General features: G+C 59.4%; 14 protein-coding genes. 13 read left to right on the forward strand and 1 reads right to left on the reverse strand.

Annotation, left to right across the window (positions count from 1 at the left end; all coding sequences use genetic code 11):
• Positions 1 to 167 precede the first annotated feature (167 nt).
• The 13 genes from rpsB (at position 168) to lpxB (ending at position 14,002) form a co-directional block, all read left to right on the forward strand.
• Entirely contained in the window at positions 168 to 935 is a 768-nt protein-coding gene (rpsB, locus tag ACXHXG_RS27850; protein WP_028755022.1) for a 30S ribosomal protein S2, read from the forward strand.
• Positions 936 to 1,207: 272 nt separating this feature from the next.
• Positions 1,208 to 2,134 (forward strand): translation elongation factor Ts, encoded by a 927-nt coding sequence (gene tsf / locus ACXHXG_RS27855; RefSeq protein WP_104822979.1) that lies wholly within the window; start codon positions 1,208 to 1,210, stop codon positions 2,132 to 2,134.
• Between the two features lie 156 nt (positions 2,135 to 2,290).
• The gene (pyrH, locus tag ACXHXG_RS27860) at positions 2,291 to 3,010 is read left to right on the forward strand and encodes a UMP kinase (protein ID WP_104822980.1); all 720 of its coding nucleotides are present in this window, start codon (positions 2,291 to 2,293) and stop codon (positions 3,008 to 3,010) included.
• A 55-nt stretch (positions 3,011 to 3,065) separates the two neighbouring features.
• The gene (gene frr, locus ACXHXG_RS27865) at positions 3,066 to 3,626 is read left to right on the forward strand and encodes a ribosome recycling factor (protein WP_028755025.1); all 561 of its coding nucleotides are present in this window, start codon (positions 3,066 to 3,068) and stop codon (positions 3,624 to 3,626) included.
• Positions 3,627 to 3,733: 107 nt separating this feature from the next.
• Positions 3,734 to 4,480, forward strand: a complete 747-nt coding sequence (locus ACXHXG_RS27870; protein WP_104822981.1) for an isoprenyl transferase — start codon at positions 3,734 to 3,736, stop codon at positions 4,478 to 4,480.
• Entirely contained in the window at positions 4,480 to 5,313 is an 834-nt protein-coding gene (locus tag ACXHXG_RS27875) for a phosphatidate cytidylyltransferase (protein ID WP_457901425.1), read from the forward strand. Before ACXHXG_RS27870 ends, ACXHXG_RS27875 begins: the two co-directional genes overlap by 1 nt.
• Positions 5,314 to 5,337: 24 nt before the next feature.
• A complete protein-coding gene (rseP, locus tag ACXHXG_RS27880) occupies positions 5,338 to 7,011 on the forward strand; it encodes an RIP metalloprotease RseP (protein WP_457901426.1) in 1,674 nt (557 codons plus the stop codon).
• A 200-nt stretch (positions 7,012 to 7,211) separates the two neighbouring features.
• Positions 7,212 to 9,545: an outer membrane protein assembly factor BamA gene (gene bamA, locus ACXHXG_RS27885; RefSeq protein WP_104822984.1), complete on the forward strand. Its 2,334-nt coding sequence runs from the start codon at positions 7,212 to 7,214 to the stop codon at positions 9,543 to 9,545.
• 50 nt (positions 9,546 to 9,595) lie between these two features.
• Positions 9,596 to 10,663, forward strand: a complete 1,068-nt coding sequence (lpxD, locus tag ACXHXG_RS27890) for a UDP-3-O-(3-hydroxymyristoyl)glucosamine N-acyltransferase (RefSeq protein ID WP_457901427.1) — start codon at positions 9,596 to 9,598, stop codon at positions 10,661 to 10,663.
• On the forward strand, positions 10,656 to 11,129 hold the full coding sequence (fabZ, locus tag ACXHXG_RS27895) for a 3-hydroxyacyl-ACP dehydratase FabZ (protein ID WP_028755031.1): 474 nt from the start codon (positions 10,656 to 10,658) through the stop codon (positions 11,127 to 11,129). The genes lpxD and fabZ overlap by 8 nt, the downstream gene beginning before the upstream one ends.
• A complete protein-coding gene (gene lpxA / locus ACXHXG_RS27900) occupies positions 11,126 to 11,941 on the forward strand; it encodes an acyl-ACP--UDP-N-acetylglucosamine O-acyltransferase (RefSeq protein ID WP_104822986.1) in 816 nt (271 codons plus the stop codon). The genes fabZ and lpxA overlap by 4 nt, the downstream gene beginning before the upstream one ends.
• Position 11,942: 1 nt before the next feature.
• Entirely contained in the window at positions 11,943 to 12,824 is an 882-nt protein-coding gene (locus tag ACXHXG_RS27905; protein ID WP_104822987.1) for an LpxI family protein, read from the forward strand.
• The gene (lpxB, locus tag ACXHXG_RS27910) at positions 12,821 to 14,002 is read left to right on the forward strand and encodes a lipid-A-disaccharide synthase (RefSeq protein WP_104822988.1); all 1,182 of its coding nucleotides are present in this window, start codon (positions 12,821 to 12,823) and stop codon (positions 14,000 to 14,002) included. Before ACXHXG_RS27905 ends, lpxB begins: the two co-directional genes overlap by 4 nt.
• Positions 14,003 to 14,032: 30 nt before the next feature.
• Here the strand turns inward: lpxB and gltA are convergent, their stop codons facing one another.
• Positions 14,033 to 15,322, reverse strand: a complete 1,290-nt coding sequence (gene gltA, locus ACXHXG_RS27915; RefSeq protein WP_104822989.1) for a citrate synthase — start codon at positions 15,320 to 15,322, stop codon at positions 14,033 to 14,035.
• Between the last annotated feature and the right edge of the window lie 277 nt (positions 15,323 to 15,599).

The following is a 15,599-nucleotide window of genomic DNA, read 5'->3' on the forward strand; positions in this document are numbered from 1 at the left end:
TTCTGCGTAAGCCTTGCATTCTCGGTAAATCGAATGTATGGGCAGCCGCATTCCACACGTAAGGCATGGGATTGTCCGGGAGAAATCCGGATCGTTCCGCCCGGTGGCTTCCTCGAAGAGGAGGCTGTTCGCCTTGCGGAGGTTCAACCGGAAAAGGAGTCAAAGGCATGGCATTGCCTGATTTTTCTATGCGTCAGCTTCTGGAAGCTGGTGTTCACTTCGGCCACCAGACGCATCGCTGGAACCCGAAGATGAAGCCGTACATCTTCGGCGATCGTAACAACATCCACATCATCGACCTCGCCCAGACGGTTCCGTTGCTGAGCCGCGCTCTGCAGGTTGTCAGCGACACCGTTGCCCGTGGCGGCCGCGTCCTGTTCGTCGGCACCAAGCGCCAGGCGTCCGAACTGATCGCCGACAGCGCCAAGCGCTCGGCTCAGTACTACGTCAACGCCCGCTGGCTCGGCGGCATGATGACCAACTGGAAGACGATTTCGAATTCCATTCAGCGTCTGCGCAAGCTCGACGAAATCCTCAACGGCGAAGCCCAGGGCTTCACCAAGAAGGAACGTCTGAACCTTGAGCGCGAGCGCGAAAAGCTGGACAAGGCTCTCGGCGGTATCCGCGATATGGGCGGCACTCCGGACCTGATGTTCATCATCGACACCAACAAAGAAAAGATCGCGATCGACGAAGCCAAGCGCCTCGGCATTCCGGTCGTCGCCATCATCGACTCGAACTGCGATCCGGACCTGATCGACTATCCGATCCCGGGCAACGACGACGCCTCGCGCGCCATCGCTCTCTACTGCGACCTGATCTCGCGCGCTGCCATCGACGGCATCGCCCGCCAGCAGAGCGCATCCGGCCGCGACCTCGGCGCTTCCGTCGAAGCTCCTGTCGAGCCGACCCTGGCGGACGGCACCGAAGCCTGATCGCGTCTTGTGGCGGACAAAAGCTTGTCCGCCCGAGCGTATTGATATCCGGGATAAGGCCGTTTGCGACTTCAAGGAGTTCGAGCGGCCTTATCGCGTTTTTGGTAACGCCTCGCCTGGGCGGAAAATCCAGGCATGTTCCAAACAGAATTCCACAGTATGACGCTGCTTCATAACGCTGTCATACTTACGGGTACATTTCGTCCCTCAAATCGGTGCCGCTTCGGCTTAAAGCCGTTTGCCGCACCGTATGAACCGACAAGAGGAAGCTTATGACCGAGATTACGGCTGCACTGGTGAAAGAACTGCGCGAAAAGTCTGGCGCAGGCATGATGGACTGCAAGAAGGCGCTGACCGAGACGAACGGGGATATCGAAGCCGCGATCGACTGGCTGCGCGCCAAGGGCATCTCCAAGGCCGACAAGAAGTCCGGCCGCACCGCCGCTGAAGGCTTGGTCGCCATTGCCGGCGCCGGCCACAAGGCCGTCGTGGTCGAGCTCAACTCTGAAACCGACTTCGTTGCCCGTAACGATGCCTTCCAGGATCTTGCTCGTGGCATTGCCGAAGTTGCGCTGTCCACCAACGGTACTGTCGAAGCCGTTTCGGCTGCGACCTATCCCGCGTCCGGCAAGCCGGTCGCCGACACCATCAAGGACGCGATTGCAACCATCGGCGAAAACATGGCGCTTCGTCGTGCGGTCAAGTTGGAAGTTGAGCACGGCGTCGTGGCGACCTACATTCACAACGCTGCTGGCGACGGTATCGGCAAGCTGGGCGTTCTGGTTGCCCTGAAGTCGGTCGGTGACAAAGCCGTTCTGACGTCGATCGGCCGCCAGGTTGCCATGCACATTGCTGCTACGAACCCACTCGCCATCCGTCCGGAAGAAGTTGACGCTGCCGTCGCCGAGCGCGAACGCAACGTCTTCATCGAGCAGTCCCGCGCCTCCGGCAAGCCGGACAACATCATCGAAAAGATGGTCGAAGGCCGCATGCGCAAGTTCTTCGAAGAAGTCGCTCTTCTGTCGCAGGCTTTCGTCATTAATCCGGACCTGACCGTCGCCGCTGCCCTCAAGGAAGCTGAAAAGACCGCCGGCGCGCCGATCGAAATCACTGGCATGGCCCGTCTTCTTCTCGGCGAAGGCGTCGAGAAGGAAGAGACCGACTTCGCTGCCGAAGTCGCCGCTGCCGCCAAGGGCTGATCAACGAATTCATTTCGTCTGTTGACGAAACGAAACCATATCCCAGATAGGTGAAACCATATCAGGGGAAACCCGTGGGCATCGCGTGACAACGCGGTGCCCTTCGTGTATCCGGCATTCACAATTATTACCCCGCGATCACTTCAAGGAGCCAAGATGTCCCAGCCGATCTACAAGCGCGTATTGCTCAAGGCCTCCGGCGAAGCTCTGATGGGCAGCCAGGGGTTCGGTATCGACGTTACCGTCGCTGACCGCATTGCATCCGATATTGCCGCAGCGCGCGAAATGGGTGTCGAGGTCGGCGTCGTCGTCGGCGGCGGCAATATCTTCCGTGGCGTTGCCGTGGCCTCCAAGGGCGGAGACCGCGTGACCGGCGACCACATGGGCATGCTCGGCACCGTCATCAACGCTCTGGCGCTGGCCACCTCGCTGCGCAAGCTGGACATCGATACGGTGGTGCTCTCAGCCATTTCCATGCCGGAGATCTGCGAGAGTTTCTCGCAGCGTGCGACGCTCTATCATCTGTCGCTCGGCCGCGTGGTGATCTTTGCTGGCGGCACCGGCAATCCCTTCTTCACCACCGATTCCGCCGCAGCGCTGCGCGCCGCCGAAATGGGTGCCGAAGCAATCTTCAAGGGAACGCAGGTCGATGGCATCTATTCCGCCGATCCGAAGAAGTTCCCGGACGCCGAGCGTTTCGAACATTTGACCCACAGCCAGGTGCTGGAAAAGGGGCTCGCCGTCATGGATGTGGCCGCCGTGGCGCTTGCGCGGGAAAATTCAATTCCGATCATCGTCTTTTCCATTCATGAGAAGGGCGGTTTCGCAGAAATCTTGACCGGCGGCGGTCGTAAGACCATCGTATCCGACAATTGACGTTCCTGTGGCACCGGGCCTGCCGGCGCCGCCTATTAAACGGGAGTATAAAAACATGAGTGAAGGCACCGACCTCAAGGAACTGAAGCGCCGCATGGACGGCGCCATCGCGGCATTCAAGAGCGATATCGCCTCGCTGCGCACCGGGCGCGCGTCCGCCAACATTCTCGATCCGGTCACAGTTGAAGCCTATGGTTCGCGCATGCCGCTGAACCAAGTTGCCAACATCACCGTGCCCGAGCCGCGCATGCTGACCGTCTCCGTTTGGGACAAGTCGATGGTTGGCGCCGTCGAGCGCTCGATCCGCGAATCCAATCTCGGCCTCAACCCGATCGTCGATGGCCAAAATCTGCGTATTCCGTTGCCGGAACTCAACGAGGAGCGCCGCCGTTCTCTGGTCAAGGTCGCCCATGAATATGCCGAGAAGGCGAAGGTGGCGATTCGCCATGTCCGCCGCGATGGCATGGACGGTCTCAAAAAGGCCGAAAAGGACGGTGTAATCGGTCAGGATGAAAGCCGTGCCCAGTCCGAGCGTGTACAGAAGATGACGGACGATACGATTTCCGACATCGACCGCTTGCTAGCCGACAAAGAAAAGGAAATCATGCAGGTCTGATTGCGCGCTAGAGCATCCCGCTTTCAATGGGGAAATATTGAAAGCGGCGAGGGTGCGCTAGATTTGAAGCCCTAGAGCATTTTCCTGCCTAACGAAACCGGATCCATATGACAGTTCCCACGTTCTCTGCCATACCTGATCACGTGGCCATTATTATGGATGGCAACGGGCGTTGGGCCAACGCGCGCAGTCTGCCGCGCACCATGGGCCACCGCAAGGGCGTGGAGGCTGTGCGCGAAACCGTACGGGCGGCGGGCGATGTCGGTATAAAATATCTGACGCTCTTTGCCTTTTCCTCGGAGAATTGGCGTCGTCCGGAAACCGAGGTGAGCGATCTCCTCGGTCTGCTCAAGGCGTTCATTCGCCGGGATCTTGCAGAACTGCATCGCCAGAATGTCCGCATCCGCGTGATCGGCGACCGCTACAATCTGCGCAGCGATATCCTGCCGTTGTTGATCGAAGCTGAAGAGACCACCAAGGACAACACGGCGCTGACGCTGGTAATCGCCTTCAATTACGGCTCCCGCGATGAGATCACCCGTGCTTTCGTCAGCCTCGCCAAGGATGTCGAGACCGGGCGCCTGCGCCCGCAGGACATCCGTCCCGAATTGATCGATGCACGGCTGGATACCGCCGGAATTCCCGATCCCGATCTCATCATCCGCACCAGCGGCGAAGAACGGCTGTCGAATTTCCTGCTCTGGCAGGCCGCCTATTCGGAATTCATGTTCATGCCGGAATATTGGCCGGACTTCAGCCGCGACCTGTTCTTCTCCGCGCTGGAAAAATACGCTGCGCGTGATCGACGCTTTGGCGGTCTTTCCGCCAAACAAGCGGCGGCCGTGGGGTCCTGATGAGCCGCGAACTCAGGCTGCGCATCATTTCCGGCATCATTCTTGCCGCGGTCGTTCTGGCTGCCACCTGGTATGGCGGTCTGAGCTTTCGTATCCTGGCGGCGGCGATCGGCCTGCTCGTCTATTATGAGTGGTCGACGATAACGGACCTGCATGGCCGTGATCCGCAGGGCAATGCGCTTGGCTGGCTGGGCCTGGTGCTCATAGCCGGCGCGACGCTGATGGCGGAATCCGTCTATTCTCTCGAGGTGTTGGTCATCTTTGTGGCGGTGACGGCGATCATGGTTGCCGTGCGCCATAAAAGCTGGTGGTTGCCCGGTGGAATATTCTATGCGGGACTGACGGCGATCGCCCTTGCCGAGATTCGGGATGACGATCTGCGCGGCTTCGTGCTGATGCTGTTCATTTTCGCCACCGTTTGGGCAACGGATATCTTTGCCTATTTCGTCGGTCGCGCCATCGGCGGCGCCAAGCTTGCGCCGCGCATATCGCCTGGCAAGACCTGGTCGGGCGCCATCGGCGGCGCCATCGCCGCGGTGGTGGCCGGAACAGCGGTCGTCTGGAGCTTTTTCTCGGCAGATGGTTTATGGATTCCTGCGCTTACGCTGGTTTTGTCAATCTGCAGTCAAATTGGCGATTTATTCGAGTCTTTCATCAAGCGCCGCTTCGGCGTCAAGGACTCCAGCCATCTGATTCCCGGCCATGGCGGCGTCATGGACAGGGTCGATGGACTAATTTTTGCTTGTTTTGCGGCGTTTTTGTTGGCTATCGTAATATCACTGACAATGAGCGGCGAGACTATGTCATTGGGCGGCGTTCTGCTCGGTGTCTGAAATCAACGCGAACAGGATCGTTGCATGGGTAGCGTGGCAGGCATCATCGGCTTCTTGACGAACAACGTCATCACGTTTGTTTTCGTTCTGTCATTGCTCGTCTTCGTGCACGAAATGGGCCACTATCTGGTCGGGCGCTGGTCCGGCATCCGCATCATGGCCTTTTCGATCGGCTTTGGTCCGGAAGTCGCCGGCTTCACCGACCGCCACGGTACCCGCTGGAAACTATCGATCATTCCGCTCGGCGGCTATGTCCGCTTCTTCGGCGACGAGGATGCCTCCAGCAAGACCGATGTCGATCAGCTCTCGGCCATGACGGAAGAGGAGCGCGCGCGGTCCTTCGCCGGCGCCAAGCTCTGGAAGCGGGCCGCAACCGTTGCCGCAGGCCCGATCGCCAACTTCATTCTCGCCATCGCAATCTTCGCCGTCCTCTTCGGCGTCTATGGTCGTACCGTCGCCGATCCGGTCGTGGCCGTGGTAATGCGCGGCGGTGCCGCCGCTGAAGCGGGGATCGAACGCGGCGACCGTCTCGTCGCGATCGACGGCACCAAGGTGACGACGTTCGACGAGGTGCAGCGTTATGTCGGCCTGCGACCCGGTCGCAATATCGTTCTGACCGTCGAACGCGACGGTCAGAAGCGTGACTTCCGCATCGTGCCGAAACTCGTGGAAGACACCGATCAGTTCGGCAACAAGATGGAAATGGGGCGCATCGGCATCGCGCTCGTCGATCCGCTGGTAACGGCGGTCGAGCCGGGCGGACCGGCAGCGAAGGCGGGCGTGCAGGCGGGCGATCGCCTGATCGCCGTCGACGGCAACAATGTCGCGACCTACTATGATATCGCCCGCTATGTCACCGATCACGCCGGAAAAAACCTCGTTTTGACGGTCGAACGCAACGGCCAGACGCGCGATTTTCCGATGGTGCCGGAAACATTGAACGCAACAGACGCTTCCGGAAAGAAGAAGGACGTCGGCAGCATCGGCATTTCGCCGATCGACCCGCTCGTCGCTTCAATCGCACCGGATAGCCCAGCGCAAGAGGCTGGCATCGCGCTTGGCGACCGTATCCTCTCCGTGGATGGGCGTGTGATCGATTCCATCGGCGAAGTGCAGCGTTATGTGGCGTCCCGTCAGGACAAGCCCGTGACGTTGTCCGTCAAGCGTAGCGGCGGGACACTTGACGTCCAGGTCACTCCGAAGAAGACCGAAGAGCCGGATGCCTTCGGCAACGAGATGGAGATCAACAGCATCGGGATTACCGACGGCCAGAAGCCCTTCAAGCTCCGTTATGAGGCATATGGCCCGTTTCAGGCGCTGGGCGAAGGCGTCAGGCAGACCGGCAGCATCGTGTCCGGCACCTTCGAATATCTCGGCAATGTCATCGGCGGTTACATGAAGGCGGATCAGCTCGGCGGCCCCATTCGGGTGGCTCAGCTTTCCGGCCAAATGGCAACCCTGGGCTTTTCGGCGGTGCTCCAATTCGCCGCCATACTTTCTGTTTCCATTGGGTTATTAAATTTGATGCCGGTGCCGGTACTTGATGGCGGGCACTTGATGTTCTATGCGATTGAAGCCGTGAGGGGAAAACCATTGGGTGCTCGGGCACAAGACATCGCTTTCCGAATTGGTTTTGCGATGGTGCTGTCACTCATGGTGTTTGCGACATGGAATGACATCAGCTCCAGGATAGGCTGATGGGGCATTTAGAGAGGAAATTACGATTTATTTACGATGTTTCAAAGCTGTAGTGGCGAATGAGCCACGGTTTGAAATGAAGTAAACAGAAATTAACTTGCTCCCTTGCTTGTATGTCAAAAGCGGGTAAAACGACACACGTGGCCGGAATCGGGTTCGCTCGGGGCTGGGGACGACTGATAAAAAGGTAAGAAGTGAAAATGAAGGCTGGTTCAAGATTATTGAACGCAGTGTCGGCGGTAGCGCTGTCTGCAGGTGTTGTTGCGTCGGGCGCTGGTGTTATCACCCTTGCTTCTGCCTCAGTCGCAGAAGCCGCTGTCATACAGCGGGTCGATGTCAGGGGAGCTGGACGCGTTGGTGCAGAGGCTGTTCGCGACAATATCACGATCAAGCCCGGCAAGAGCTTTTCGCCAGCCGACATCGACAATTCGGTAAAGCAACTTTATGCCACCGGATACTTCTCCGATGTAAACATGACTGTCTCTGGCAGCACTCTGGTCATTGCCGTCAAGGAAAACCAGTTGATCAATGCCGTGGTTTTCAACGGCAACCATAAGATCAAGGACGACAAGCTCCAGGGCATCGTTCAGACCCATGCCGCCGGTCCTTACAGCGAAACCCAGGTCCAGGCCGACATCAAGACTATCAAGGACGCTTACGCCGCAATCGGCCGTAATGAAGTCCAGGTGACGACGCAGACCGTTCCGGTCGCTGAGGGCCGCATCAACGTGGCCTTCGTCATCAACGAAGGTGACCGCACCAAGATCGACAAGATCAATTTTTCGGGCAACCAGGCTTATAGCAGCGGCCGTCTTGCTTCGGTGATCAGCACCAAGAAGTCGAACTTCCTGTCGTTCCTGACCCGCAAGGACGTCTATAGCGCCGAGCGCCAGCAGGCGGACCAGGATGCGCTGCGTCAGTTCTACTACAATCACGGTTATGCCGACTTCCGCATCGTCAGTGCCGATGCGACGCTGAACGAGCAGAACAACGAATACACGCTGAACTTCAACGTCGATGAAGGTCCGCGCTACACCTATGGCGACATCAACGTGGTGTCGACGGTCGAGGGCATCAATGCGGACGACCTGAAGAGCCTGGTCATCACCCACAAGGGCGATGTATATAGCGCCAAGGACATCCAGACCTCGATCGAGAACATTTCCAAGCGCGTTGCTGCGGCCGGCTATCCGTTCGCCCGCATCACGCCGCGCGGCAATCGTGACCTCACCGGCCACACGATCGGTATTGAATATCTGGTCGATCAGGGCGAACGCGCCTATGTCGAGCGCATCGAAATCCGCGGCAACACCCGCACGCGCGATTACGTCATTCGCCGTGAGTTCGATCTCAATGAAGGCGATGCCTTCAACCAGGAAATGATCACCCGCGCCAAGCGTCGTCTCGACGCCCTCGGCTACTTCACCAAGGTTGACATTAGCACGGCCCAGGGCAGCGCTCCGGATCGCGTCGTCGTGATCGTCAACGTCGAAGACCAGCCGACCGGTTCGTTTGGTATCGGTGCTGGTTACGCCGTCGGCAACAACGGCGGTCTGCTGCTCGAAGCTTCGGTCGAAGAAAAGAACTTCCTCGGTCGGGGCCAGTACATCCGTATCGCCGCAGGTGCCGGCACGGAAGGCAACCGTACCTATAACATCTCGTTCACCGAGCCCTATTTCCTCGGCTATCGTCTGGCTGCCGGCTTTGACATCTTCAGGAACCAGACCTCGAGCGACGATTTCTACGATTATTCGGAAGAAGGCTTCTCCCTGCGCGTCACCGCGCCGATCACCGAGAACCTGGCGACGACCCTACGCTACAACTACAAGCGTCTTCAGTATGACGGCACCGACGATTGGGAGAACAATCTGTCGGCTCCGTATCTGAATCTCGTGAACAACAGCCCGTGGGTGCAGTCGACGATTTCGCAGACCTTTACCTACAACACGCTCGACGATCAGAATCTGCCGCGCGAAGGTATCATCGCCAAGTTCACGCATGAATATGCGGGTCTGGGCGGCGACTCCGACTTCTACAAGCTGAGCGGCAAGGCGCGTTACTACAAGATGATCAGCGACGAAGCCGACATCATCGGCTCGCTGACGGTTGGCGCCGGTTATGTCATGCCGACAGGCGATCACCTGAACGTCTTCGATCAGTTCACGCTCGGTGGCCGTGAAATCCGCGGCTTCGAGAATGCCGGTATCGGTCCGCGTTCGTCGCATGGCGATGCGCTGGGCGGCACGACGTACTTCACGGCTTCGGCTGAAGCAAGCATGCCTATGCCGGGCGTTCCGCAGGATATCGGTCTGCGCGTCGCAGCCTTTGCCGATGCGGGTACGCTCTACGGCAACAAGGCTGACCTCTTCGGTGACGTACTGCACAACGACAGCTCGATCCGTGCTTCGTTGGGTGCGGGCCTGATCTGGTCGTCGCCCTTCGGCGTCATCCGAGTTGACTATGCCGTGCCGGTTCTCAAGGAAGACTACGACAAGACTGAGAATTTCCGGTTTGGCATCGCCAACCAGTTCTGATATCGGCAGCCCAGAACTGCGGGCTTAACACCGTTCTGGAGCTGGTGCTTATGGAACATATCGATTTTTTCCCGTCCCATGATGGCGTCAGCCTCCGTGCGCTGGCCGAGCATCTTGGGGCGGAACTTGCTGACGAGGCCTTTGCCGGCGTCGTCATCAAGTCCATCGCTCCCGTCTATCGGGCGGGCGAAGGCGACGTTTGCTACATTCTCTCCCGGAAGAATCGTGCGGAACTGGAGACCTGTCGGGCTTCGGCGATCATTTGCTTGCCGGCGCTGAAGTCTTTCGTTCCCGCGCATATCCCGGTCCTCCTTTCCAGAAAGCCGCACACGGATTTCGCGCTGGCGGGCGCTCTGCTGCATCCGCAAGCCATGCGTCCGGTTGCACTGACCTCTGCGCCAACGCTGATTTCGCCGGCGACCTTCATCGATCCGACCGCCAAGCTTGAGGCTGACGTCGGCGTTGAGCCGTGCGCGGTTATCGGACCGGGTGCTGAGATCGGGGAGGGTACGCGCATCGGAGCCGGCGCGATGATCGGGCCGGGTGTCAAGATCGGGCGCAATTGCACGATCGGCGGCGGCGCCAGCGTGCTTTGCTCCTACCTCGGCAATGGCGTCATCATTCACAATGGCGCGCGTATCGGCCAGGATGGTTTTGGATATGCGCCGAGCCCGCGTGGTATGGTGAAGATCGTGCAGATCGGCCGTGTCATCATTCAGGACAATGTCGAGATCGGCGCCAATACCACGATCGATCGCGGCACCATGGATGACACTGTCATCGGCGAGGGCACCAAGATCGACAATCAGGTGCAGATCGGACATAACGTCCGCATCGGCCGCCACTGCGCGATCGTCAGCCAGGTCGGCATTGCCGGCAGCACGGTGATCGGCGACGGTGTGCAGATCGGTGGTCAGGCGGGCTTGAACGGCCATATTCATATCGGCGACGGTGTTCAGATCGGTGCCAAAAGCGGCGTGATGAACAGCATTCCGGCGGGCGAGCGCTATGCGGGCCTTCCGGCACGGCCATTGTGGGATTTTCTAAGAGAGTCGGCGGAGATCGCAAAACGGTCAGGAGCCAGAGAAAAGAAGGACGGGAGTGCGGAGCATGACTGAAGAAGCCAAGACGTCGCTGTCGTCGGCAGACGTCATCGAGATCATGAAGCTTTTGCCGCATCGCTATCCCTTCCTGATGGTCGACAAGATCATCGAGATCGATAGCGATAATTCCGCGATCGGCATCAAGAACGTCACCGCAAACGAACCGCAGTTTACCGGCCACTTCCCGGGATCGCCAATCATGCCGGGCGTTCTGCTCATCGAAGGTATGGCGCAGACGGCCGGCGCGATCTGCGCCCGCAAGGACGGAATCGGCGGCAATCTTGTCTACTTCATGACGATCGACAATGCCCGCTTCCGCAAGCCGGTCGTACCTGGCGATCGTGTTGAATTCCACGTTGTCAAGCTGAAGCAGCGCGGTACGATCTGGAAGTTCCATTGCGACGCCAAGGTCGATGGCTCGCTGGTTGCCGAGGCCGATATCGGCGCGATGATCGTACGGAAGGACCAAGAGCAGGCATGAGCAGTATTGCAAAAAGCGCGCGCATTCATAAGCTCGCGGTCGTTGAGGATGGAGCGGTCATCGGCGAGAATGTCGTCGTCGGCCCGTTCTGCCATGTCGGCCCCAAGGTCGTGTTGCATGATGCTGTTCAGCTCTTGACGCATGTGGTTGTGACCGGCCGGACGACGATCGGCAAGGGCACGAAGATATTCCCGATGGCGGTCGTCGGTGGCGATCCGCAGAGCGTGCATCACGGCGGCGAAGAGACGACGCTGGACGTCGGCGAGAATTGCACGATTCGCGAAGGCGTGACGATCAATACCGGTACCGCCGACTACGGCGGCAAGACCATCATCGGCAACAACAACCTGTTCCTTGCCAATTCCCACGTCGCCCATGATTGCCGCGTCGGCAACAACGTCATCATGTCGAACAATGTCATGCTGGCCGGGCATGTCACCGTCGAAGACCGCGCCATCCTCGGCGGCGGCTGCGCGGTGCATCAATTCACCCGCATCGGCCGTCAAGCCTTCATCGGCGGTCTTTCGGCCGCCAGCTATGACGTCATTCCATATGGCATGCTGAACGGAAATCCAGGCGTACTCTCGGGTCTCAATATTGTCGGCATGACGCGCGCCGGAATTGAGCGTTCGGTCATCCATACGGTTCGCCGCGCCTATAAGAGCATTTTCGAAGGCGAGGGCTCGATCCGCGACAATGCGGCGGCGATCCGCGAAGAATATGCCGATTGTAAGGAAGTGATCGAGATCCTCGATTTCATCGCCGCCGAAAGCGATCGCGCATTGTCGTCGCCCAATCGCGGTAAGGGCTGAGGTGGCCGCGAGCGGTCAAAACCATGCGGGCAGGCTGGCGATCATCGCAGGCAGCGGCTTTTTGCCGGCCTATGTTGCCGATGCCGCCCGGCAGGCAGGCGAAAATCCCGTTATCATTGCGCTGACGGATGAGGCGGATCGCGACTGGTCCGCTTTCGATCATGCCAATCTCGGCGTCGGCAATTTTGCCGGCCTGGAGGCCATGTTTCGCCGCTATGGAGTCGACCGGGTCGTCATGTCCGGCGCTGTCGCGCGTCGTCCGCCCTGGCGCGATGTGCGTCCGACCTGGCGCGTGATCAAGGAATTGCCGTCGACCATCCGCACCCTTCTTTCCGGTGGCGACAATGCTGTGCTGCAGATGGTTATCCGTTTGATCGAGGCCGGCGGTGTCCGCGTCGTCGGCGCGCATGAGATCGCGCCGGATCTGCTGGCGACCACCGGGCCGCTCGGCCGTTTCTCGCCATCGGAAGAGGATCTGCGCGATATCGCGCAGGGAGCGAAGGCAGCCATTGCCCTGGGATTGCTGGATGTCGGGCAGGGTGCCGTCAGCGTCGGCGGCCGTGTCGTGGCGCTGGAGGGCGCCGAGGGCACAGACAAGATGATCGAGCGCGTCTCCGGTTTGCGAGCCGAAGGGCGCATATCGGCGCGTCGCCGGGGCGTATTGGTGAAGCTCTGCAAGCCGCAGCAGGACGTGCGCGCCGACCTTCCGTCGATCGGGGTTTCGACCGTGTTCAACGCAAAGAAGGCCGGCCTTGCCGGCGTCGCCGTCGAGGCGGGCAGGGCGCTGGTGCTGGAGCGCGAAGCGGTCATTGCGGCTGCCGACGAAGCCGGGCTGTTCGTCTGCGGCATCGATCGCGGCCTTAGCGCGGAGGGCTTTATGTGAGCGGTGTGCCGTTAAAGCTTGCCGTCGTAGCCGGCGAGGTCTCCGGCGATCTGCTCGGCGGCGATCTCGTCGCGGCATTGAAGCAACGTTACGATGGCGCCGTCGAACTGATCGGCGTTGGTGGCGATGCCCTGGAAGCACAGGGTCTGCGTTCGCTTTTTGATTATTCCGAACTGTCGATCATGGGTTTTGCGCAGGTCATCAAGCGACTGCCGAAACTGCTTGCCCGCATCCGCCAGACGACGGACGCCATTATCGCAGCCAAGCCGGACGTGCTCCTGATCATCGATAGCCCGGATTTCACCCATCGCGTTGCCAAGAAGGTGCGCGCGGCGCTGCCGGACTTGCCGGTCGTCGACTATGTCTGCCCGAGCGTGTGGGCGTGGAAAGAATATCGCGCGCAGAAAATGCTCGCCTATGTCGATCATGTCCTCGCCATCCTGCCGTTCGAGCCGGCAGCGATGCAGCGCTTGGCGGGGCCGGCCACGACCTATGTCGGCCATCGGCTGACGGTGGATTCGAGCTTGGTCGAAACCCGCCGCCGGCGTGCGCTTCGCCCTTTCGGCGCGCCTGACGGAGAAAAGACGATCCTGTTGCTTCCCGGTTCGCGTTCCTCGGAAATCCGTCAGCTTCTGCCGGTTTTCGAGCAGGCGGTAACGGAGCTTAGCCGGCGAAACGATCGCGTTCGTTACGTGTTGCCGACCGTTCCGCGACAGGAGGCATTGGTGCGCTCCCTCCTTGAAAACTGGCGCGTCAAGCCAGATGTCTTCGTCGGCCAGGATGCCAAATGGAACGCTTTCGCGGAAGCGGATGCGGCGATGGCGGCTTCCGGCACCGTGGTGCTGGAATTGGGCCTTGCGGGCGTTCCCGTCGTCTCGGCCTACAAGACGGAATGGCTTGCCCGATTCGTACTCTCGCGCATCAAGACCTGGACGGCAGCTCTGCCGAATTTGATTGCCGACTATGCCGTCGTGCCCGAACTGATCAACGATGTGCTGCGCCCCGGTCTGCTGGCGCGCTATATGGAGCGGCTGTCGAGCGATACGCCCGAGCGTGCAGCCATGCTTCAGGGTTACGATCTGGTCTGGCAGCGGATGCAGACCGAGGAGCCGCCCGGCGAAAAGGCCGCGGCGATCGTTCTCGATGTCCTGTCCAAGAAAAAACCCGGCCATTTCTGACCGGGTTTTTTGTTGTCTCGCTTCTTCGGCTTAACGCTTGGAAACCGGAACGTATTCGCGCTGCGGTTCGCCGGTATAGAGCTGGCGCGGGCGGCCGATACGCTGTTCCGGATCTTCGATCATCTCGTTCCACTGGGCGATCCAGCCGACGGTGCGGGCAAGCGCAAACAGCACCGTGAACATGGTCGTGGGGAAGCCGAGAGCTTTCAGCGTGATGCCGGAGTAGAAGTCGACATTCGGGTAAAGCTTCTTCTCGATGAAATAGTCATCGGTCAGCGCGATACGCTCCAGTTCGATCGCGATGTCGAGCAGCGGATCGTCCTTAATGCCGAGTTCGCCGAGAACCTCGTGCGCCGTCTTCTGCATGATCTTGGCGCGCGGATCGTAGTTCTTGTAGACGCGATGACCGAAGCCCATCAGCCGGAACGGATCGTTCTTGTCCTTGGCGCGGGCGATATATTCCGGAATGCGGTCAACCGTGCCGATTTCCGTCAGCATGTTGAGCGCAGCTTCGTTGGCGCCGCCGTGAGCGGGACCCCAGAGGCAGGCGATGCCGGCGGCGACGCAAGCGAAGGGATTGGCGCCGGAAGAGCCCGCGAGGCGAACCGTCGATGTCGACGCATTCTGCTCGTGATCGGCGTGCAGGATGAAGATGCGGTCCATGGCGCGGGCAAGCACCGGGTTGACCACATATTCCTCGCAGGGCACGGCAAAGCACATGCGCAGGAAGTTCGACGCATAATCGAGGTCGTTCTTCGGGTAAACGAAGGGCTGGCCGATATGGTACTTGTAAGCCATGGCGGCAAGCGTCGGCATCTTGGCGATCATGCGCAGGCTTGCGACCATGCGCTGGTGCGGATCGGTGATGTCGGTGGAGTCGTGATAGAAGGCCGACAGAGCGCCGACGCAGCCGCACATGACGGCCATCGGATGCGCATCGCGACGGAAGCCGGTGAAGAAGCGAGACATCTGTTCATGCACCATGGTGTGGTGCACGACCCGGTAATCGAAGTCCTTCTTCTGGGCTGCGGTCGGCAATTCGCCGTAGAGCAGCAGGTAACAGACTTCGAGGAAGTCGCCGTGTTCGGCAAGCTGTTCGATCGGATAACCGCGATGCAGCAGAACGCCTTCGTCGCCATCAATAAAGGTGATGCTGGATTCGCACGACGCAGTCGAAGTGAAGCCAGGATCGTAGGTGAAAGTGGAGGTGTTCTTATAAAGGGCACCAATATCAATGACACTTGGGCCGATGGTTCCGGACTTAACCGGCAAATCCACCGTCTTTTCACCCCAAGTTAGTTTCGCGCTTTGTTCCGTCATGCTGATCCTCCAAGATTTGGCGGGATTGGCGCCTTAAAAAGCGCCAAAGGGTTAAGCGACTAACGATTAGCTATATGATCCAGAGCCTAATGCCAAGTTATCCTTACGCCTATTTGTGCATTGCAGTATCAACTTTTGGGCACTGCGGTAGAAGGGACCGTTTTGCGCAAGCGTGAATTAGCGTCTTTTGTCGGCGATGATGCCGATTTCAGTTGAAATCACTGGCCGGTGACGGCAAAACTCCCGCTATAGCTGTAGTTTTGCGTGGGCGCTGGAA

It is taken from the genome of Rhizobium sp. LEGMi-198b (genome assembly GCF_054114205.1).